A 19,162-nucleotide genomic window follows, 5' to 3' on the forward strand; every position below is an offset into this window, starting at 1 on the left:
AAAGATGGATATTCAGGCAGCCTGTATGCATCAACTGATGCTCTGGATCGAAGGCAATATTGAACAGCGACTGACGCTGGAGACCGTCGCCCGTCGTGCCGGCTATTCGCAGTGGCATTTGCAACGAATGTTCCGTCACCATACCGGTATTGCGCTAGGCAGTTATATTCGTGAACGCAAACTCACGGCATCGGCGATTGCGTTGATGAACGGTCACATGCCGCTGATGGAGATTGCGATTAAATATGGTTTTGAGTCCCAGCAGACATGGTGCCGTACCTTCCGCCGCCTGTACGACATGCCGCCCGGTGCGTTTCGTCGTAAATATCAGTACAGCCTGCCGGACATTGACGGGCCTACGAGTCTTCTGATGCTGCAACCGCAGACGCGTCAGGCGGCGTAAAGTATTTGCCGGGCGTCGAACCAAACGCGCTGCGGAAGGCGCTGATGTAACTGCTCACGCTATCAAAGCCGACCTGCCACGCTACCTGCTGCACACTTTTGCCGTCGGCCAGCCCTTCCAGTGATTTCAACAATCGCGATACCTGGCGATAGCGCGAGAGGCTCATGCCCACCGCGCTCGCCCAGTGTCGACTCAGGCTGCGCGGACTCAATCCCGCCCACTGCGCCAGTTCGGGGCCGGTGCGCGTATCCGCCGGATTGTCCATCAACAAGCGCGCGATTTGCCGCAGACGTGGCTCATCGGGGAGCGGCAGCGTCAGCGCGTGCTCGGTGGACTCATACAGCTCATCGAGAAACACATCGCATAACCGATTGTAACGATCGCTGCCCCAGCTATCCGGCGACAAATTTGCCAGCCGCTCAGCCAGCGGTTCCAGCACTGACGGGCAGGATAGCAACACCGGATGTTTCGGAAGCGGCGCCGTCAGTGCTTCATCCACCAACACCGTCCAGCCGAGCACGCGACCCGGTCCGATTATCGCGTGTTCGAAGTGCGGCGGAATCCAGCCCACCAGGCGCGGCGGATTGGCGAAGATGCCCGATGGCGTGTTAACCGTCATCATTCCCTGCTTCAGGCAATAGAGCTGTCCGGCGGCATGGCTATGGGTGCGACTTTCGCGATCTAACTGCTTGGATAACGCCGCCGCAATCACTTTGGGTGCATTGGGTTGCAGCAGACGCTTTCGCAGCTCATCCGCACGCGGATCGCCGGAGAAGGTGAGGTTGTCGGTGGGATGGATGAGCATGGGTGATTCCGCAATAGCCAGCGTGAAAGACAGTATAGAATCATGAACAAGCTGATTTTTAAACACAGCTCAGTTGTTCGGTTTTACCGAATAACTGCATTGTGCAGGCGAGGTAAAGAGATTGGAACAAGTGGCGGAGAAGAGTGCAGAAGTAAAGTGCCAACCTTGCTCTACATCCTCAGGCTGAAATTTTCCAACTTGTAATGATGACTGACAGGTTGCCTAAGCCAATCATTTAGAAATGAGTAACAGTAAGATGAAGGTGGCGGAGATCACAGGAGTCGCATTTGATACTTAACTCATTGATTTAAAATTGACATTTTGTGTTTGATAAATGAGTAACCCCCATAAGCACCCCCAAATGATTTTGCTTGTGGAGAGCAGAGGCATCCAGAGCTACTTTTTGGCCTGTAGTAAAGTGGCAATATCCTTTTCGCCTCCGGCTTCTGTTTAACGCCGAGTTGTTTGGTAAAACCGAACAACTGAAGTTTCGCATATTCAGTTTGCCAGCGTCTGGCGATGCTCTCCCTGCTGAACTTGTAAATTAGACTTACAGGTTACGTAGTAGCCTGTTGAGAGTTCTTGGCCGCAATGATTATGCCAGAAACCCATAATCTACTCAGGTTATCTTGCAGGTAGCGCTCCAGGAAAATGTTTTGCCACGATATCATTCATCCTCTCCACCAGATCAAGGCGTTTAAACGTGATATGTCCGCTGCCTTTCTGAAAATAACGAATGCTAAAGAAATCATCCTCGAAGACCTGTTGATGTGGATTATCGCGAACAAAATCCATGAACCGAATGGAGATATCGTGCCGGTTATCAGGGATGGTTTTACCATCCAGCAAATACAGCATACGTTCAAGATCGGCTAACTGATCGCGCCGCCAGCCCCAGTTCAGGCTGTAGCCCCATCGGTCATGCTTCACCAGATTGTTGACGATAATCTTCTTGCCAAAACAGCAAGGATTGTTGGTTTTGTAGTCCCAGCTTAGCCCTTTAAATACGTTGATAATTCCACGTTCGAAAACATCCTGTTTATTGTGGTGGAGTTGTTCAAAGGTGCTCAGGATGTTGGCTTCACTGATTGCCGGGAGATCACCCTCTTCGAGGTTCTTCGCCCACTGACTACGCGCCTCTGCGTCCATTAACGTCAGCATCCCGGACTTCAACATTAGATCGCGCCAGATGCTGCGATCGATATTGTGGGCGATCACCGGCATTGCCCTGTCTACAGGTTGTACCAGCCAACAGTCAAAGGAATGCCCTTGTCTCATTGCCCAGTGATCTGCCACGTCACCGCCAATGCTGGAGGTCAATCGGGAAATATCATCAAGCTGGCGGATTAGCGCCTCTATTTGTTTTAGCGCAGCATCACGTCCTGTGACGATACGTTCAATACTGGTCGAGCAAATTAGCTCATTATGATCGGTTAAAACTTCAGCTTCAGTTTGCATTATTTTTGTCCGTATAAAAGCAAATGCGCCTGCCGGGAATGGCAGGCGCATTATGCAATGAGTAAATAAGGAAGAAAGATCGGGAATGTAAATCGGGAGGTTGTACGCAATATTCACCGTACTGCGTTGTTACGGCTTTGTCGCAACAGGCCAGTTGCCTGTCTTGCCCGTAAAATATCTACCGCCCGAATATAAGGTGATTGCTCCTGACAGTTAAAACTTCTGCGATCGATACGAACCAGTTCGTACTTTTCCACCAGAAAGTTAACGGCATCAGCCAGCGTAATACCGGCGTTGATATGCTCCTGAATAACGGTTACATCACTGAATGGTGTGTCGTTCAGCGTCAGGCCATAGTGTTGCTCCAGCAGGCGTGTCAGTAGCATTTGCCAGACTGCAACGGGCGACAGACAGGGCTTCGTCGCCCGCGAAATTGTAGCAGGTAGAGTTTTCATGCTTGTTCTCGTGAAATTAAGTTAGCGTTGAGTGGGATAAACAGCGATGTATACGTAGCCGCAACTGCCAAGAGTATCGGCTTCGCAGGTAAAACCGTTGTGGTACAGGGTGACGCAATGGGCATGCCGAGGATTCATTTCACCAGTGGTCAGCATCGATTCCATCTGGCGGATAAAGTGCGGGAATTTTTCATCCAGCTTCCGGAATTCGATGTCACTGAACTTGCCGGTCATGCTGGCCCGGTCAGCCAGATAGTGCAGCCGGTTGCCCTCCTGCACCAGACGTGCCCCCATGCGCGGTGTAATATCCCGCTGCAGGCCCCATGTGGTGTTGCTCATTTATAACCTCTTTATTGTCAGTTCAGGGTGATACTCATCAGACAGGCATAAGGTCCGTCGCGGTCCTGGCGGCGTTCGGCGTATACCGCCAGGACTCCTGTGATATCCGGAACTTCCCTGCCGGTGTAATGGCAGACACTGCCGTGCCACTGGTATTTGCCGGTGCAGTAGCGAAAGATTCGGGACGCAGGATGCTGGCGGTATATCGTCATTGCCCGGCGTTTACTGATAATTTTCATGTCATACCTCACAGCAAACCGTGTTCAGCGAATGAATAGATTTGCCTGCCACCGACAATCAGATGATCAGGGATGCGGATATCAACCAACTGAAGTACCTGAACCAGTCGCTGCGTAAGGGCTTTATCAGCCTGGCTGGGCGTCGTCTCGCCGGAGGGATGGTTATGCGCCAGTATCACCGCTGCGGCATTGAAATACAGGGCGCGCTTAACCACTTCACGGGGATGGACTTCAGTGCGGTTAATCGTGCCACTAAAGAGCGTCTCATGGGCAATAAGCTGGTTCTGATTATCCAGATACAGCACCCGGAACTCTTCCCGCTCAAGCGCAGCCATATGCAGTCGCAGCCACTCCCGGACGGCATGTGTGGAAGTGAAGGCCACTCCGGGCTCATGCAGGTGCCGGTCCAGAACTCTGAGGGCTCGCTGGATGAGACGCCGGTCCTGTGGCGTTATCTCGCCGGGTAAAAAGGAACGCTGTTTCATTCGTTGCTCCTTCGGTCAGTCGATGATGCGCAGAATAGCGTGAGCTTCAGGATGCTGCAGGGCATAGTCCCGCAGGCGGCAATAGTGTGTGGTCATCGCGTCACATTCTGTACGGCAGGCATGGTGGCTGTATTCAATCAGGCAGACAGCGATACCTGCTGCTTCCGCACTCATTTCCGCATCATTGCCGTTCATGCTGTTGAACAGGTGCCATTTATCGTCACTGTCAGCATCAGGGGCCATAAACGCGCCACCATTGCTGAGCGTGTAAAAGGACCAGATACCACCGTTGTACTCATCACAGAAGCGGTCCATCCAGGCGAAAATGCGGGATTCCAGCGTTATCCATTGTGGAATAGAGCCAAAGTGCTGCGGCCAGAAATTGAGACGCAGTTCGTCGGGAACCTGCTTTACTGTGAGTTTGAAATCGGATTCGTTAGCGGGTACGAGGTCGTACTGTGTCGCTGTTGTCATGGGTATGTCTCCGTCAATAAAAAACGCCAGCGGCGATGGCTGGCGTATGAGGTAATAAGGAATGGGCCGGGAGATGGTTGTCGGGAATAGGGTTTGTCAGTCGGTGAGTGACGTCCTGCGGATGCCATAGCGCCGGATATATGGGTTGAGTCCTGCACCGGCATCGGGTTCAAAATTCCAGGCACGCCAGACCATGCCGCTATCATCGTCGCGCACAACCAGACGAAAATGCGTGGTCTGGTCATCTTCGATGGTGACGCTGTGGTAACAACTGATAATGGCTTCGGCCTGCTGCCGGGTAAAAGAACCAGGTGGTAGTAACGGGGATTCAGGCATGATGAACACCTTAAAAAGTAAAAAGCCCTGTTGCACATGGGCAACAGGGCTGGTCGAATGACTGATGTAAAAATCCGTCAGGGTTGATCGAGACAATCCTGCCAGGTGATATCTTTCAACGCATCGTGCAAGCCACTGGCACTGAACGGTTTCGATTCCCCTGACTGAAAGGCGGTGAAAGCCAGTTTGTCTTTTGCTCCTGTGTGCTTCAGTGCTTCAAAAGCCACCTGAGCCGGAACAGCCTCGCCCGGAAGCAGTGTTTCATTCTCAAGCGAGTATTTTTCATTGTTTATCAGAAGATACACCTCGCTCATTCCTTCATCAGAGGTGGCGCGGTAATCCTCCTTCGGGACCTGCCAGACCACAACCATCTTTTTGTTACTGCAACTGATGGTCAGCTTCTCTCCGGCCTGATTGTCGCTGCTGAGTGCAAACTCCATGCTGCCCGTATTGCCGTACCATTCGCCCCAGGACTGTTCATTGACCACGGCATAAACAGATGATGTTACAAAGATTGCAGCATATAGAATTCCGCAAAGTTTCATTAGTAATATCCCTATAATTTTATTGAAGTAATATCTATGGAGCCATCAGTGTGTAGTGAAATATCGAACTCTGGATAACGCCCATCTTTAGCCTGCATTCTGCCGTAATACTGGTAATCACTTCCGCGAACTTTTTCCAGAGTAATCCAGGAACACTCCATCGGCTGACTACTTGCAGCTAATTTCTCTGTCAACAGAGTGCAGACATGATCTCTAAAAAGGGCATTTGCAGAATAATCAACATTAGCCTCATAATTTGATGGCAAAGTTTGTTTACCTGCACGGTGGAGGGCATCCTCCGCGTCTTCTTTTTTGCGTTCTTCTTTATATTTTTCTATCTGCATTTTTAGCTGTGCCAGCGCAGCCGGAGCAATATCGGCGTCAACACGGATAAAATCCTCCTGAATCACGCTGAACCTGACCGGAATTTTAAATGTACTGGCACCCGGTCCTCGCAGAATAGCCGTTCCTGTTTGAGTGTTATCACCGACCTGCTGCGCATTCTCAATCATCAGGCATGAAACATTTTCCTGAATGGAATCCCATACTTTTTGACCAATGGCCCCGCAGGCGGCTGAGTGATATTGAGTAAGGTTCAGATGTGCCTTTTTCGCTTTATCGAACTCGCTCTCTTTTTGCGGGTGAGCTTTATAATAATCGAGCTTTTTCTGTAACTGTTCTTCCCGGCGCTTTTGCGCCTGCTGCTGATTGAGCTTATCAATCTCATCCGTGTCCGGACGTGCCGTAATGACACCGTCACTGAGGGTCATGCGGACCGGGTAGATATTGCCATTACTCAGGTTAGCAACCGCCAGATAACGGCCTTCAGATAAGGTTCTGGTGATATCGACTGAAACACAGGACTCCCGCGAATTGAGGTTCTCAAGCATATTGTTTACCGCCAGACAGCCTGATGCTTTGACCGTACTCTCCGGTGATGCAGCAAAGCTGGAGCCCGCAATCATTGCCAGCAGAGGTAATAATTTAATCAGTTTCATTTTTTTCCTTACTGAAATCAGATGGATAGTTTTTGTGAATACATAAATGCCCCGGATAATACCCACCGGTACATCAGTGGGCAGTGTCTGGGCAAGGAGTCGGCTGAATACCCCAATTTTTGACGATACTGGCGATAACAGCATCGGGCTCCTCTTTGCTGCCAGGTGGATAAAAAGCTGCGCTATTCCGGCCTGTTATCAGCCGGAACAAACGCAAGCAGTGACTGCTGAATAAATCGAAAATGGGGTAAGGCCTGAATGAACACCGGGTCTTCAGTCAGACGACATAAACTGTCGTTACGCCGGAAAGACTCCTGCAGGGGTTGAACCAGATGAATTTCCTCCAGCGTGAACACTGCAATATGTCCGTTATGCTCGGCAATCAGATACCAGGTCTGCTGGTGGATGAGTAACCGGCACGGAGCCAGTCGCTCGCAGCGCTGCCCGTCAGCAAGCAGTGTGACTTTTCTGCGGTCAGTAATTGCCTGAACCAATCGCCAGAATGACAGAGGCACTGACGGTGAGGATGCCGGACTGGCAGGTGGTATAACGCAGGGGGCTTCATCACACATCAACAACGTATTCACCAGTCGGCGGTCAAGGCCCGGAAAAAGCCCGGCCAGCCCGCTGCGGTGGGCAAAGATAAGCACATCAGGCACCATCTGCATCTCACTGCCAGCGGTGCGCAGACGGCAGTAGCCGGACTGATACTCAAGGTCCAGGTACATCAGACGTTCACGAAAATCCCGCCGCAGCGTGCGAACCGATACGCCAAACTCTGCCGCCAGCTTACGCACGCTCAGCGTCTCCCCGGCCACCAGACGGCTGATTATCAGCGACAGCCTGACTGCCAGCCGGTCATGGCGGAGTTCTGCCTGTGTCATGAGAGGTTCTCCGGGAAAGTTAACTGACTGAAAATGATGTGATTACTTTAAAGAGGGGCGCGGTCAGGGTATGGACACCGCAGTAACTATTTTTCATTTCTGCAAATGTCAGTTGTGGCGGGGGTTACAGACCATCCCCGGGGGAGTGAGGGCCGCCAGTACGTCGCAATGCGGACAGGTGATGTCCGATATTAACAACGCGGTAACATCAAGCAGCTACTGCAGCTGCGTGAGCAGCGTTTCCGCCATCACCCACAGTGCCCGGTTAAGCTTCACGTCCCCGTCAATGCCACGCACAGCACGGGTATGCGACCGTCCGCCTTTGGCATTACGGCCACTGAGCCCACCTTTAATCAGGTTCTCCTGAATACGCTGGTACGTGGTCCACAGATCGTTACTCTCATCCTGCCAGCGGCGCGGAGAGAGGATCTGCGACTCAGTAACCGGTTGGTGGTCTTCACCAAAGCGGTATGTGAGCGCAGCTTTTGCCAGTGCCTGCTGCACCGTTGGTGGCAACAGCAACGACTGCATCGCATCCCGCTTTTCTTCCACCCGGTCAAAAATCCCCAGCACCTCATAGGCCCCCTCAATCACCTGACTCACCACATCCCCCTTGTGTGGCACCCTTACCTCGCCAAACGACTCACCGCAGACAAGACCGTTCTGACACACGGCTCTGAATAACCCCGGCAGCATCTGGTAGGAACTGGTGCCGTCATGTGAATTAAGCAGAATAATTTCCGGCACCTGCTTACCGGTAATCTGCCCCTCCCGACGCAGGCGCAGCATATGCTTTGTATGTTCACGACGACCGGGGTCACGCACGCGGGTCTGACAGGCAAAGAACGGCTGGAAGCCCTCCTGATGCAGGCTGTCCAGCAAAGAGATGGTGGGTATATATGTGTATCTTTCACTACGGGATTCATGTTTGTCCTCGCTGAATACGCTGGGTACCACGCGAAACAGTTCTTCACGGGTTAACGGACGGTCACGACGAATAAGATTTGCAGCGCCAAAGCGCGAAGCCAGACGGGTCATAAGCAGACTCCTCATAACGGGGAAACAAATAAAAGAAAGCCCTGTCGCACAGGCGACAGGGCTCGGGAAAGAACAGATAAGCGTTAAACGTTCAGAAGAAGAAGTTCCAGACTGTCCGGGCGACCGACACCACGGTGTCGCGCACCGCGCGTATGACTGCCCGCACCGGAGCCGGTATCAGCGGTAGAGCGCTCACCGCATCCAGCGCCGCGCCGACCGTTTCACCAAAATCGTCACGCGCTTTTTTCTGGACTGTCGCTGTGCGAAAGGGAGATTGCAGTTGCGCGACCACCGGGCTGCTGGCTTCACGAGGCAGGCACTTTATCATCCGCTCGGCCATCACCCTCAGTCCCCACTGCTGTCGGACTGACACCGCACTTACGGGATGTATGGGATGAAACAGCTCATGCAGCAGGCAGATTTTGCGGCTGATGTTTTGTTTCTGCTCGGTGGATAACTTATCATCACCGCTGGTGGGCTCAATCTTGTCCGACTGGCTGATAACGAACAACACTTTATGCCGGTACGCTTCACCAATCACCTGACGGTAAAAGTGCTCATCCACCGCCAGCGCCCGGTCATCAGCCTTAATCAACCACAGCACCAGGTCAAGCCGGGGAAGCTGTTGCTGGTACAGCGCAGCATACTCAGCATCGCGGGCACTGCTTTCCCCCACACCGGGAAGGTCAACGATCGTCATCAGACGCTCACCGACTTGCAGACGAAAGTGCAGTGGCTCACGGGTGCAGGCGGCCACATCGCTGACGGGTGATACTTCTCCGGTAAACAAAGCGTTGCACAGTGATGACTTACCCGCTCCGGTTTTACCCATAATGCCGATAACCGGCTCGAAGTTTGTAAGCTGGCGAATTTGTTGTATGACCCTCTCTGAAGCCCATGCAGGTAAGCCAGCAAGTGAACCATGCAGGGACTGGATGCCTTCCTCATTTCTCATTACATCTCCTAATATAGAGAAAACAAAACGGCGGACCCTCAATGGGTTCGCCGTTATGGTGGTATGTTCATGGAAATGATATATATCTTTAATTTTTTTACTTGACCTGCTTGTTTTTTTGTTTTTTACGCGAAGAAACAGCCTGCTGCCAGGCATGCTTCATTTTCTGAATGAATAAATATTTTTCTACATGCTCAATATCCCAACTATCTAAGCATGCAATGATCATCTGTATTCTCATTGCAGTGTTGTATGGTTTTAAATAAGGGGGAATCATGTTTTTATTTCTCAGATACTCCCAGCAATAGATAGCTTGCTTTTCATCTTTTTTATCTAACCAGTCGTAGTCACTGAGGAATTTATTATATTGATCTAACCATTTATCATGTAGCTTACGGAAATAAGAAATTTTCTGATTTAAACTTACAGGTGCAAAATCAATAAACCTCATCAGGGTACAAATACGCTCTTGTTCAGATGTTGTGTTCGGACTATGTTCGTCGGGATCTGCACCAGCTGTTAAATAAAATTCACGCAAATATTTTTCAGAAAGCCCTCTATTTTTCTCTTTTTTGTCAGGAGGAATATCCATCTGCATTTCATCAAGTGAGAAATTTTTAATTTCATCAATATTTTTAAATTCAGACAAAGGTGTGAAAATTGAATTTAAAACAAAAACGTTATCTTGTGTAAAGACATTTGAGGAAGGTTCAGGAATAATGCTGTTGTTATATATATACATTAAGGCAAACCATGATCCTCTATCGGAGCCTTTAAAACAATCAAACTTTTCTTTGTCAATTGTTTTGTAATGGAATTGTTTTTTTAAGTAAACACGTGCACGTTGTGTCTTTTCATTATCAAATGAGAACCCTTTATTTAATATCTCATTAATGAGATTTTGAAATTCATCAGGTGTATCGAAATTGATCGCCTGCTGTATATAATCATTTTTGTAATACAAACTCAGAACGTAAAGGTAAAAGAACTCCTCCCTCACTTCGTCATAATCAAGCATATCCCCTCCAGTGTGATACCACTCTTCCAATGTTCCCGAGAGTATAAATAAACCATAGTGGTTTGACAGCTGCAAAGTGATATTAGATTGATTTTTTACTGATAAATTAATGACCAAATACTGATTAATAACTGATAATTAACTGATTTTTAATGTGTTTTTATCTGGCTTTAGGTAAGGCGTGTGTAGACCACCAATCAACATATCGCTCTAAACGTTCATAGCTGTACTACACCAAGCTCCAACATCCATCAAATTGTAATGGTCAGAGAACAGCGTTACACGAAGTTTTCCGTGTCTATTCATTCTCTATCGGAAAGTTTAATGGTTCCCTCCAAAACTTTTTTACGTCACATCCCATTCATGTGGAGGAGAAGGCGCGAACAACTTGTTATCGCCTGCTCTGGTGCTCTTCTCGCAACGGGACACATCAACATGATAACGAAACCTGCACTACTGGAAGATCAATTCATCGATATGAAATTTATCACACGACTCACTGGTCTGAGTGACAAATGGTTCTACAAGTTAATACAGAATGGCGCATTCCCCAAACCAATCAAACTGGGCAGTGCATCTCGCTGGCTGAAAAGCGACCTGGAGGAGTGGCTACAGGCTAAAATTAATGATTCTAGAAGCTAAATATTTGGAATGAATTTAACGAGTTCTATGCTCTGCTTGCCTCTGAAATTTCTGAACGACATATATGTTTATGTACCTTTAGGCTTTGTTGAATAAATCAGATTTAAGGCGAGTTTCCCTGTAACAGCTCCGACTTTCAGCCGATACGTACACTTTCTGGCATGCCTGCCTTCGTCATTTTGTTCAGCGCACGCACCATGGCCAAAGCCTCTGCAACCTGACCATCGTAGTCACGCAACGTCAGCGAACCACCGAACAACTGCTTTACCCTGTACATTGCCGTTTCCGCTATCGACCGACGGTTGTAATCTGTTGTCCATTTCCACCGTGCATTGCTTCCGCTCAGCCGTTGATTCGCAACAGCACGATTGCGGTCTGCATACTCACCGGACCAGTAGCCCGCTCCCTTTCGGGGAGGAATGAGCGCGCTGATTTTCTTGCGACGCAGTTCGTCATGACATCGCCGCGTATCGTAAGCACCGTCCGCCGCCGCTGACCTGATTTTTCGGTGGGTCTGCCGGATAAGCCCCGGGAAAGCTTCAGCGTCCGTGACGTTGTTCAGCGACAGGTCCGCGCAGATGACTTCATGCGTACTCGCATCAACAGCCAGATGCAGTTTTCGCCAGATACGACGGCGCTCTTTGCCGTGCTTTTTGACTTTCCACTCACCTTCACCGAAGACTTTCAGCCCTGTGGAATCAATCACCAGATGCGCAATTTCACCCCGGGTGGGCGTTTTAAAACTGACGTTAACCGACTTTGCCCGCTTGCTGACACTGGTGTAATCCGGACAGCGAAGAGGAACGCCCATCATGGCAAAAATGGAATCAATAAAGCCCTGTGCGGCTCGCAGGGTCAGGCGGAACACACGTTTAACGACCAGGACGGTGGTGATGGCGAGGTCAGAATAGCGTTGAGGCCGTCCCCGCGATGTGTGTGTGGCGGGCTCATACCAGGCCTGAATAGCCTCGTCGTCAAGCCAGAAAGTGACGGAGCCGCGGTTGATGAGGGCTTTGTTGTAGTTGCGCCAGTTGGTGACTTTGAATTTCTGCTTTGCCATGGGACGGCCAGTGTTGCCGGATGATGCGTGATCTGATCCTTTAACTCAGCAAAAGTTCGATTTATTCAACAAAGCCGTACCTTTAATAAATTCAGCTATAAGATCCTCTAATCATTATTCAAACAAGATTAACTTCGGAGTAAATAATTTAATAAAATTAAAGGCCAAACTGCATCTGGCACGAAAGTGATACATTAAAACATGACGGATTGTTAATATTAATATATACCAACATATATCTACTTAATGCACACCAAAGAATATACTCAGCACCACCCCAACTAACATCCAATACGAACTCAATAAACCATATTTGACACACTCTAATTATCTCAACCATCACGGGTGAGACACTGTCTTGCCCGCCATTAAAATTATAGGGTTTTATTATGTTTGATGATATTTATCTTGATAAACGTCATGCCCCGTTCAACACGACCTATTTGCAAAGAATGCTTGGTGTAATTGATAACGCAATAGCACAACATCCAAGGACGATGGCTGTCCGTGTCGATTTACGCCTTCCTGATGACAACTGTAAAAGGAATAATGGGCTTATGTCCCGTTTCATTGAATCACTTAATGCAAAAATTGATGCTAGGTACCGAAATAAAATAAAGCATGGCATCAGAAGCTACCCATGCCAGTTACGTTACGCTTGGGTTCGAGAAGTAGGAGAAATAAACGAGAAATCCCATTATCACATGATCATCTTCGTTAACAAAGACACATTCAATGGACTTGGAAGTTATGGTGAAGAGGGAACGGGATTAGCCAGCCTGATACGCGAAGCTTGGGTGAGTGCTTTACAACTGGGCCATTATACCGAATACCGAACGCTGGTCCACATCCCGGATAATCCACTATACTACCTGGATGTAAACGCCCAAGACTATCGCGCAGTTTACGATAAGCTCACTTTTCGGGTCAGCTATTTTGCGAAAGAACGTACTAAGTTATACAGTCGGGATGAACGCTCATTTGGTTGCAGTCAGTCCTGATCTGAATCCTGCCGCCCCTGCCAAGATATTTTTACGCCAGCCCCTTAGTCTGGTTCTTGCGCCTTTTTCAGAGTCTTAAAGGCTTCAGACGATTGCTTGCTGGCGTCATCCATATCTGAAAGTCAAAGCAGAGCATGCTATATGATTGATTTTCATTGATGATTAAATTGCTGGGATAGAGCAAGAGCCTGCAGCCACTGTGAAAAAACGATAAGACGGACAGCCTTGGATTTCGCGACAGCAGTACCATGGAATGGTAAACTGTAATTATCAGAAATGGTGATGTTATCAGAAGCCTGAAGCAAGGACCTGTATGTCTACATCTTATCAACACAAAATTGACACACTTTTAGCAAGGTACAGCTTTAATTTCGCAAAGAGTCAGATAAATGAAGTGATGTCGCTGAAGTCCCGTTCAAAAGAGGTGTTCAAGCAGGACATCCTCTCTGCAGTCTCAGGAAATCAGAAGCTGCAGGAAAAAATTAATACACTGGGACTGCTGGCCCTTCAGCTTGATACCCGCCAAGTTGAAGTCTTCTTCATCCGCGATGAGATGATAAAGCAGAATTTAACCTCATTCTTGAACACATTTCGGATCTCACCAGAGAAGGTTATTAGCGATGCGTTCCCGTTTCCGGTTGAAGACGTTGGGCTGCTGAGTCTCTTAAAAAGAGGCAAGCTTTACCCCGCACTTTCTGATGAAGTTGACATTAGTAACGAACGCTTTCGCCGCCTGGTAGCCTGCACAGTTGTTGATAGAGACATTGAGGAACCAGTTCCTGTAGATCATTTGTCTAATGAAGGCAGAAAACTTCAGAGTGCAGACACGGTCTACATGATGAAACGGACTGTTAGAACGCAGCTTTTCCACGTGATCTACTGGCAACCGGAAACGTCCAAGCTGATCTTATCTGTGGACAGAAATTCGCTGTCTATTATGGCTAGTCAGGATCAACTTTTCATGCTGAGGACGTTTCTTATGCAACATGGAATAGACTGCGGACAGGCCACGAATGTATTCAGTGCTATCGAACCGCTATACAACGCGCCGGATGGATTTATTACCAAATTGGGGCACGTAACTACCAATGGTAACCCAGTGCGTATTCCCCTAAAGAGTAAAGAGGAATGCCTGAAGAAAGATCACTATCATCGGGCCGGAGAAAGCGGCGGGTTTGTTCACGCAAAATTTATGGTAGCGAAAAAGTGGAAGTTTAAAGTCGACGCATCCATCAGTACCGTTGATGTTGAGGTCGGCCTGATGGGACAGCCTAAAATGCTGGATACAGCCCAGCCTCTATCCGACTTCACTGTGAGTGATGTAAAAAGACTTGAAGATTTCTGCTTCGCAATAGATAAAGTATTATCTCATATTCCTCAACCACAGCCAAAAGCCAGCTGAAACATGAATAATGTTGCCCAGGTCAAGAAATTGTTGAGCGAACTGGCGAAGTCGGATACGTCGTCACTGTATGCGGTCTGTCACCAGATTGCAGTTTATATCGAACGTCATCCCAAACAGATCAATCTTACAATTGGCGGGCTTAGGGCTGCTCTGCAGCGCACTGCAGATGGTGATGATTTGCTCATCCGCGCTGCTTTCACACTGTCTCTGCACCCGTTTCAGGCGCTAAAGGTCCGTTATAGGCTGTATGACGAAAATCTCTCTGAAGTAATTCAGGAAATGGAGCATCCTGATTATATGGTTGCAGTTTCCCAAGAAGAATTTGTTGATTCAGAGGGTAACCAAATCTCGCTCAGTGATCTGCACCGCAGGACGTTTCCTTATTTTGTAAATATGTTCAAGGCCGAACCCGATCCTGAATCTACAGCGAGTAGGAGGATGGATTGATGTCTCAGGGGCCACTTGAGGATATGGCTTTGGCTGCAGGCTACAGTATGCAGCATATTTTTGCAGTTGCGCCACATCTAATGGAGCAATTGGTCAGACACAGCCCGCTGACGTACGACGATTTTGTCGCACAAATTGATAAAGATTTAAATAACGTCATTACCATTACTGAATCCGGCAGGCAGCACCACATGGATAAAGGGGAGGATGCCCTCACCGATCACATTCTTTCTCAGCTCAAGCAACTATACCCGTCAGCACATCATGATGCGCAAAGCGGCGGTCACTGCGACTATTACTTTGAGGTCAGAAGTGCCCACGGTGAGCTCTATCAGTGGGTCGCGGAAGCCAAGTTGTGGAACGGGTTCGAATATGTCTATCAGGGACTTAATTCTCAGTTAATTGGAAGCTATGCCAAAGGTGGCGTGAACAATTGCAGAGGGGGGTTAATTTTCTATTCGAAACTCTCAAATGGTGCCAAATTCGCCATGGACGAATGGCATACAAAGCTTGGCGACAAAGGGATTCATTGCCATAACAGACGTTCTGACGGCTTGCGCTTTGACACCGATCATAAGCTCAATGGTGGAACTGGCGCAGACTTTTTCGTCAGGCATTATTGCGTTGATCTTTATCATGCACCGACTCAACAGAAGCTGGACAAAGCGGCGGCAAAAATGCAGGCCCGATGACCGGGCCTTATCGTGAATGTATATGATTTCTGAAATGTGTGACTAAGTGTTCTGGATTGTGGCTGGGGTGTTCAGTAACGAAGAGGAAAAGAATAACCGCACCGACTTGCTTTATGCACGGACCATCCTAATTATTATCGCCGGATTCGCAGCATGGTGCTGAGGTAACTTTCACGTCTCAAGAGTGACCAGTATCTCTCTTAGCCACAATCTTCCCTGTTGTATTGTCCATCCGGTATTGCGAAATTGTACCGTCAAGAATGTACTTGATCACAGAGAGCACAGTCGCTAAAGGCGCATGAAACCATTCGCGGGGATGATAAGTTTGTCCATCTAAACCCAGTAATGTGATATTGAGCCGTTGCTTACCTAAAAAACCGTGAATAAGCGTTTCAAATTTGTGAGTGTTGATATTGAAGCATTGCGTAGTCATGACTATACGAACGGGTGCTTCGAGGAATGTTTTATCTTTTTCAGCGTGTTTGATGCGCTCTTCGATAGTTCCTTCAGTAAAGCCAATTTTATACAAATCAGGTTTAAAACGTTGAAGCGCTGGCTTGTCGCTATGCGTGGCAAGGACATAGACATATCCTGTCGGAACCGGAGCTTCATCAGGACGAATTGCCTGTCCATTTAAAACAACTTTACGACCTTCAGTATCTCGTACCAGACCGTGCGTAAGCGAGAGGAAAAGCATATTCATCTCAGTTCCGTTTTCAAACACCAAATGTAAACGTGCATTCCAAGGTCCATATTCCTCCAACCGCTCACCAACTTTATCTACATAGCCCATAACCCCATTGAGAATAAAAAAATCACCTTCATGAATTTTTAACTCATGGCGGAAGCGAACAAATGAAAACGGCCCCGCTTTCAGACCATTTTGGACTGTCTCAAACAGTGGGGAAAATCGATAAAAATCAGGGCACGGCTGTCGTTTGGCAATTTCGTCAGGCTGTGTTTTCTTTTCAATCGGAACATGTTTTAACGTGAAAATATCGGGCTCAGCAAATGAGAGCAATCCATCATCGTCATCAGCAAAGATATCGTCCAGAGAGGTGACCAACTCCGACCTATCAACCTCAACGGGAGGAACTGAGAATGATACAGATGATTCAAGTGGATTTTCGTTATTTTCGCCTGCGAGTAAGCCATGAATATCAAATGGCTGCAACATCTCGCGATATTGCTTGTTATCTTTGAGAGCCCTCAAACGTTGTGCTAGCAACGTTTCCTTAAATTCCTCCGAATCGGGTAGAGGTGGACGCCCATGAACCACATAAAATGCATTAATTTCTTCTAATCTGCTTACAGGCAGATTACCCGTAGAGGAATATATTTTTAATGGTTCGACTACGAGTAAACCAAGATCGTCTGGTTCAGAAAAAATGTCATCAATTGTCACTTTTTGACGAACTTGAAGAGGTGAAAGTCTGAGCATAAGTTACGGTTCCTGTCGCACAATACGCTGTTGTTTCATTTTACGGATGTAAGCTAACGCTTCTGCATAACGAACCTCTATTGCGTCACTGGCATTCAGCGATGGCTCCCTTTTATGCTCACTGGCAAACGCTTTAATTCTTGGCCAGAGCATCACAGCTTCTTCCTCAGATACCTGCGCCTGATTCGCTCTGACTGCTTCCTGAATAGTTTTTAGCATCGTCGCGGTGACTGATTTTGATAGAATCTCATAAGCACCGTGGAAAGGATTTACCGCATCAATTAAGTCAATATTCAAGTTTTCAATATTGATGAATTTATCACCCATTTTTATAAACTGATTGTTTACGTTTAATGAATCATTCGAATTGCCGGAACGCTGACCTTGGCCGTTATCAATGATGGCATCCGACGGCAAATCGGCTTCATCAACTAACCCACCACATTGGCCTACAAAAAGACTCTGTAAAATACCGCTGCGAACCTGTTCTAGTTCGTATTCAGTCAGGTCAGGGTGAAGCGTTTGTATCACCGATGGTAACACTACCTGAGTAATTACCTCAGGCGGTATTGACTCGGTAATAGCCTCTTTAACCACCTGCTCATTCGCCATTAGCGCCGCCAAGATCTCGTTTTTACTGCCGTTAAGGATTGTTAGAACCTTGTCTGATACCGGTAATGCATGATCATCAACCAGAACCGTATTGGCAGGTAACGGTTCACCAGTCCATTGAGATCGTGGTTTAAATTGAATATTTGGAGCCATGATTTGCTCCATCAACAACGAGGTGGTGATGGCTTTAAGCATGTTGTTTACTGATACTTTAACGTCATCATCTTGAGCATCAGGCTGAGCAATAAGGTTGGTAAATTGTGCGTGAGTTTTGCCTTCACAATCCCGTGTCGCACGCCCAATTATTTGCACAATCTCCGTCATCGAGCTGCGATAACCAATGGTCAGTACATGTTCACAGAAAGGCCAGTCAAACCCCTCTTTCGCCATACCTAACGCAATAATGATATCCATATCGTCAGCAGAGTGGATATTACGCAGATACGCCTGTACTTTCGGTCTTTCCGCTGGGTTATCATCTACCAGATTCGCTACGCGCAACAATTTGCCATCGCTTTTGCGTTTCACTCGATAGATTCCGGTATCTGGTTCTTGCAGTTGCACCTCACCCAACGCATCCAGGATGGCATCAACCTCGGCATGTTTATCTTTCGTTGATTCGCCGGAATTAACATTGGGAATATGGATGATGGTTTTCTTGCTGGCATCCAGCACTGAAGGTAACGCCTTGATGTATGGGCCCTGATAAAAATGGTAGCCAATGCCTAAAGATTTTAAATACTGGTATCCATTGAGCTGTTCGTAGTAGGTATAGGTCACTTTCGTGAACTGGGCTTCATCTTCAGGTTGCAGAATGGGTACGGTATCCCCTCGGAAGTAAGAACCAGTCATTGCAACAATATGCGTATTAGAACCTTTCATCAGGGCATCAATCAGATTGCCCAGACGGTTGTTTTCATCCGCAGAGACATGATGGAACTCATCAATAGCAACCAGGCAGTCATTAAACGATTTAACATTCAGCTTATCGAAAGCAAAACGCAGGGTGGCATGAGTACAGACCAGAATGTCGTCAGGGCTCGCCATAAATCGTTTAAAGGCTTCAACCTTCCCAGCCTCTCCACCGCCAATGCACAGATTATTTTCAGGTTTTACCTTCCAGTCAGCAAAGAAACCATACTCCGTGAGCGCAGTATCTTTAAACGAACCACCGATGGACATTTCAGGGACCGCGACAATAGCTTTGCGTAAACCCTGATTAACAAGTTTATCTAGGGCAAGAAACATTAATGCTCTTGATTTACCAGACGCTGGCGGAGCTTTGATAAGTAGATAAGGGCTATTGCGCTGCTCAAAGGCTCGTGCCTGCATTTCTCGCATACCAAACTCATTTAGACTCGCACTTTGCCCAGTCTGTCCGTAAGTCACCTGTAAAATATTTTCCACAATGCAATCCTCTGTATGCCCTG

22 protein-coding genes and 1 pseudogene are annotated in these 19,162 nt (G+C 47.9%); 6 read left to right on the forward strand and 17 right to left on the reverse strand.

Features of this window, described 5'->3' with window-relative positions; translation table 11 throughout:
* The first annotated feature begins 4 nt into the window (after positions 1-4).
* Positions 5-403, forward strand: a complete 399-nt coding sequence (locus ACXI0A_RS01655; protein WP_476150624.1) for a helix-turn-helix domain-containing protein — start codon at positions 5-7, stop codon at positions 401-403.
* On the opposite strand, the gene ACXI0A_RS01660 is transcribed toward ACXI0A_RS01655, so the two are convergent.
* The 14 genes from ACXI0A_RS01660 to ACXI0A_RS01725 all read right to left on the reverse strand — a co-directional run bounded on the left by ACXI0A_RS01660 (position 357) and on the right by ACXI0A_RS01725 (position 10,432).
* Entirely contained in the window at positions 357-1,208 is an 852-nt protein-coding gene (locus ACXI0A_RS01660) for a helix-turn-helix domain-containing protein (RefSeq protein WP_476150623.1), read from the reverse strand. The two genes, ACXI0A_RS01655 and ACXI0A_RS01660, sit on opposite strands and share 47 nt — an antisense overlap.
* A gap of 624 nt (positions 1,209-1,832) precedes the next feature.
* Complete coding sequence (locus ACXI0A_RS01665; protein ID WP_099530882.1) at positions 1,833-2,666, reverse strand: DUF4942 domain-containing protein; 834 nt, start codon at positions 2,664-2,666, stop codon at positions 1,833-1,835.
* Between the two features lie 113 nt (positions 2,667-2,779).
* Positions 2,780-3,121 carry a TA system toxin CbtA family protein gene (locus tag ACXI0A_RS01670; protein WP_099530880.1) on the reverse strand — a complete coding sequence of 114 codons (342 nt, stop codon included), beginning with the start codon at positions 3,119-3,121 and terminating at the stop codon, positions 2,780-2,782.
* A 21-nt stretch (positions 3,122-3,142) separates the two neighbouring features.
* Positions 3,143-3,460 (reverse strand): type IV toxin-antitoxin system YeeU family antitoxin, encoded by a 318-nt coding sequence (locus ACXI0A_RS01675; RefSeq protein WP_415991664.1) that lies wholly within the window; start codon positions 3,458-3,460, stop codon positions 3,143-3,145.
* A gap of 17 nt (positions 3,461-3,477) precedes the next feature.
* The gene (locus ACXI0A_RS01680; RefSeq protein ID WP_415991663.1) at positions 3,478-3,699 is read right to left on the reverse strand and encodes a DUF987 domain-containing protein; all 222 of its coding nucleotides are present in this window, start codon (positions 3,697-3,699) and stop codon (positions 3,478-3,480) included.
* A gap of 8 nt (positions 3,700-3,707) precedes the next feature.
* Positions 3,708-4,184 carry a JAB domain-containing protein gene (locus tag ACXI0A_RS01685; protein WP_415991661.1) on the reverse strand — a complete coding sequence of 159 codons (477 nt, stop codon included), beginning with the start codon at positions 4,182-4,184 and terminating at the stop codon, positions 3,708-3,710.
* A 15-nt stretch (positions 4,185-4,199) separates the two neighbouring features.
* A complete protein-coding gene (locus ACXI0A_RS01690; protein WP_415991659.1) occupies positions 4,200-4,658 on the reverse strand; it encodes an antirestriction protein in 459 nt (152 codons plus the stop codon).
* Between the two features lie 96 nt (positions 4,659-4,754).
* On the reverse strand, positions 4,755-4,994 hold the full coding sequence (locus ACXI0A_RS01695) for a DUF905 domain-containing protein (protein WP_415991657.1): 240 nt from the start codon (positions 4,992-4,994) through the stop codon (positions 4,755-4,757).
* Between the two features lie 77 nt (positions 4,995-5,071).
* The gene (locus ACXI0A_RS01700) at positions 5,072-5,539 is read right to left on the reverse strand and encodes a hypothetical protein (RefSeq protein ID WP_415991656.1); all 468 of its coding nucleotides are present in this window, start codon (positions 5,537-5,539) and stop codon (positions 5,072-5,074) included.
* An 11-nt stretch (positions 5,540-5,550) separates the two neighbouring features.
* Positions 5,551-6,681, reverse strand: a complete 1,131-nt coding sequence (locus ACXI0A_RS01705) for a hypothetical protein (RefSeq protein ID WP_479485186.1) — start codon at positions 6,679-6,681, stop codon at positions 5,551-5,553.
* Positions 6,682-6,719: 38 nt separating this feature from the next.
* Positions 6,720-7,421 carry a DeoR family transcriptional regulator gene (locus ACXI0A_RS01710; protein WP_349403121.1) on the reverse strand — a complete coding sequence of 234 codons (702 nt, stop codon included), beginning with the start codon at positions 7,419-7,421 and terminating at the stop codon, positions 6,720-6,722.
* A 216-nt stretch (positions 7,422-7,637) separates the two neighbouring features.
* Positions 7,638-8,459 (reverse strand): DUF932 domain-containing protein, encoded by an 822-nt coding sequence (locus ACXI0A_RS01715; protein WP_415991652.1) that lies wholly within the window; start codon positions 8,457-8,459, stop codon positions 7,638-7,640.
* Positions 8,460-8,550: 91 nt separating this feature from the next.
* Entirely contained in the window at positions 8,551-9,414 is an 864-nt protein-coding gene (locus ACXI0A_RS01720) for a GTPase family protein (protein ID WP_415991650.1), read from the reverse strand.
* A 97-nt stretch (positions 9,415-9,511) separates the two neighbouring features.
* Complete coding sequence (locus ACXI0A_RS01725) at positions 9,512-10,432, reverse strand: hypothetical protein (protein ID WP_415991649.1); 921 nt, start codon at positions 10,430-10,432, stop codon at positions 9,512-9,514.
* A gap of 435 nt (positions 10,433-10,867) precedes the next feature.
* On the opposite strand from ACXI0A_RS01725, the gene ACXI0A_RS01730 reads away from it, so the two are divergent.
* Complete coding sequence (locus tag ACXI0A_RS01730) at positions 10,868-11,074, forward strand: helix-turn-helix transcriptional regulator (RefSeq protein ID WP_415992898.1); 207 nt, start codon at positions 10,868-10,870, stop codon at positions 11,072-11,074.
* A gap of 136 nt (positions 11,075-11,210) precedes the next feature.
* Here ACXI0A_RS01730 and ACXI0A_RS01735 read toward each other — a convergent pair.
* Positions 11,211-12,199, reverse strand: a pseudogene (locus ACXI0A_RS01735) (IS5 family transposase).
* Between the two features lie 324 nt (positions 12,200-12,523).
* Here ACXI0A_RS01735 and ACXI0A_RS01740 point away from each other — a divergent pair.
* The 4 genes from ACXI0A_RS01740 (at position 12,524) to ACXI0A_RS01755 (ending at position 15,679) form a co-directional block, all read left to right on the forward strand.
* Positions 12,524-13,135: an inovirus Gp2 family protein gene (locus ACXI0A_RS01740; RefSeq protein WP_415991647.1), complete on the forward strand. Its 612-nt coding sequence runs from the start codon at positions 12,524-12,526 to the stop codon at positions 13,133-13,135.
* A 313-nt stretch (positions 13,136-13,448) separates the two neighbouring features.
* Entirely contained in the window at positions 13,449-14,537 is a 1,089-nt protein-coding gene (locus tag ACXI0A_RS01745; protein WP_032170233.1) for a hypothetical protein, read from the forward strand.
* Positions 14,538-14,540: 3 nt separating this feature from the next.
* A complete protein-coding gene (locus ACXI0A_RS01750) occupies positions 14,541-14,987 on the forward strand; it encodes a hypothetical protein (RefSeq protein ID WP_048976446.1) in 447 nt (148 codons plus the stop codon).
* Positions 14,987-15,679 carry a hypothetical protein gene (locus ACXI0A_RS01755; RefSeq protein ID WP_032170231.1) on the forward strand — a complete coding sequence of 231 codons (693 nt, stop codon included), beginning with the start codon at positions 14,987-14,989 and terminating at the stop codon, positions 15,677-15,679. The genes ACXI0A_RS01750 and ACXI0A_RS01755 overlap by 1 nt, the downstream gene beginning before the upstream one ends.
* 178 nt (positions 15,680-15,857) lie before the next feature.
* Here the strand turns inward: ACXI0A_RS01755 and ACXI0A_RS01760 are convergent, their stop codons facing one another.
* Positions 15,858-17,120, reverse strand: coding sequence for a GIY-YIG nuclease family protein (locus tag ACXI0A_RS01760; protein ID WP_476150622.1), 1,263 nt, complete (start codon positions 17,118-17,120; stop codon positions 15,858-15,860).
* A gap of 3 nt (positions 17,121-17,123) precedes the next feature.
* Positions 17,124-19,139: a DEAD/DEAH box helicase gene (locus tag ACXI0A_RS01765; RefSeq protein ID WP_415991644.1), complete on the reverse strand. Its 2,016-nt coding sequence runs from the start codon at positions 19,137-19,139 to the stop codon at positions 17,124-17,126.
* Positions 19,140-19,162: the final 23 nt, after the last annotated feature.

It is taken from the genome of Pantoea sp. C1E2 (genome assembly GCF_056491465.1).

What these genes read in the sequence shown, in the direction of transcription:
- ACXI0A_RS01740 (WP_415991647.1), top strand. Translation starts at nt 12,524, where the DNA reads ATGTTTGATGATATTTATCTTGATAAACGTCATGCCCCGTTCAACACG.
- ACXI0A_RS01715 (WP_415991652.1), bottom strand. Translation starts at nt 8,459, where the DNA reads ATGACCCGTCTGGCTTCGCGCTTTGGCGCTGCAAATCTTATTCGTCGT.
- ACXI0A_RS01730 (WP_415992898.1), top strand. Translation starts at nt 10,868, where the DNA reads ATGATAACGAAACCTGCACTACTGGAAGATCAATTCATCGATATGAAA.
- ACXI0A_RS01690 (WP_415991659.1), bottom strand. Translation starts at nt 4,658, where the DNA reads ATGACAACAGCGACACAGTACGACCTCGTACCCGCTAACGAATCCGAT.
- ACXI0A_RS01665 (WP_099530882.1), bottom strand. Translation starts at nt 2,666, where the DNA reads ATGCAAACTGAAGCTGAAGTTTTAACCGATCATAATGAGCTAATTTGC.
- ACXI0A_RS01750 (WP_048976446.1), top strand. Translation starts at nt 14,541, where the DNA reads ATGAATAATGTTGCCCAGGTCAAGAAATTGTTGAGCGAACTGGCGAAG.
- ACXI0A_RS01745 (WP_032170233.1), top strand. Translation starts at nt 13,449, where the DNA reads ATGTCTACATCTTATCAACACAAAATTGACACACTTTTAGCAAGGTAC.
- ACXI0A_RS01660 (WP_476150623.1), bottom strand. Translation starts at nt 1,208, where the DNA reads ATGCTCATCCATCCCACCGACAACCTCACCTTCTCCGGCGATCCGCGT.
- ACXI0A_RS01755 (WP_032170231.1), top strand. Translation starts at nt 14,987, where the DNA reads ATGTCTCAGGGGCCACTTGAGGATATGGCTTTGGCTGCAGGCTACAGT.
- ACXI0A_RS01680 (WP_415991663.1), bottom strand. Translation starts at nt 3,699, where the DNA reads ATGAAAATTATCAGTAAACGCCGGGCAATGACGATATACCGCCAGCAT.
- ACXI0A_RS01760 (WP_476150622.1), bottom strand. Translation starts at nt 17,120, where the DNA reads ATGCTCAGACTTTCACCTCTTCAAGTTCGTCAAAAAGTGACAATTGAT.
- ACXI0A_RS01725 (WP_415991649.1), bottom strand. Translation starts at nt 10,432, where the DNA reads ATGCTTGATTATGACGAAGTGAGGGAGGAGTTCTTTTACCTTTACGTT.
- ACXI0A_RS01705 (WP_479485186.1), bottom strand. Translation starts at nt 6,681, where the DNA reads ATGCTGTTATCGCCAGTATCGTCAAAAATTGGGGTATTCAGCCGACTC.
- ACXI0A_RS01655 (WP_476150624.1), top strand. Translation starts at nt 5, where the DNA reads ATGGATATTCAGGCAGCCTGTATGCATCAACTGATGCTCTGGATCGAA.
- ACXI0A_RS01675 (WP_415991664.1), bottom strand. Translation starts at nt 3,460, where the DNA reads ATGAGCAACACCACATGGGGCCTGCAGCGGGATATTACACCGCGCATG.
- ACXI0A_RS01710 (WP_349403121.1), bottom strand. Translation starts at nt 7,421, where the DNA reads ATGACACAGGCAGAACTCCGCCATGACCGGCTGGCAGTCAGGCTGTCG.
- ACXI0A_RS01700 (WP_415991656.1), bottom strand. Translation starts at nt 5,539, where the DNA reads ATGAAACTTTGCGGAATTCTATATGCTGCAATCTTTGTAACATCATCT.
- ACXI0A_RS01670 (WP_099530880.1), bottom strand. Translation starts at nt 3,121, where the DNA reads ATGAAAACTCTACCTGCTACAATTTCGCGGGCGACGAAGCCCTGTCTG.
- ACXI0A_RS01695 (WP_415991657.1), bottom strand. Translation starts at nt 4,994, where the DNA reads ATGCCTGAATCCCCGTTACTACCACCTGGTTCTTTTACCCGGCAGCAG.
- ACXI0A_RS01720 (WP_415991650.1), bottom strand. Translation starts at nt 9,414, where the DNA reads ATGAGAAATGAGGAAGGCATCCAGTCCCTGCATGGTTCACTTGCTGGC.
- ACXI0A_RS01685 (WP_415991661.1), bottom strand. Translation starts at nt 4,184, where the DNA reads ATGAAACAGCGTTCCTTTTTACCCGGCGAGATAACGCCACAGGACCGG.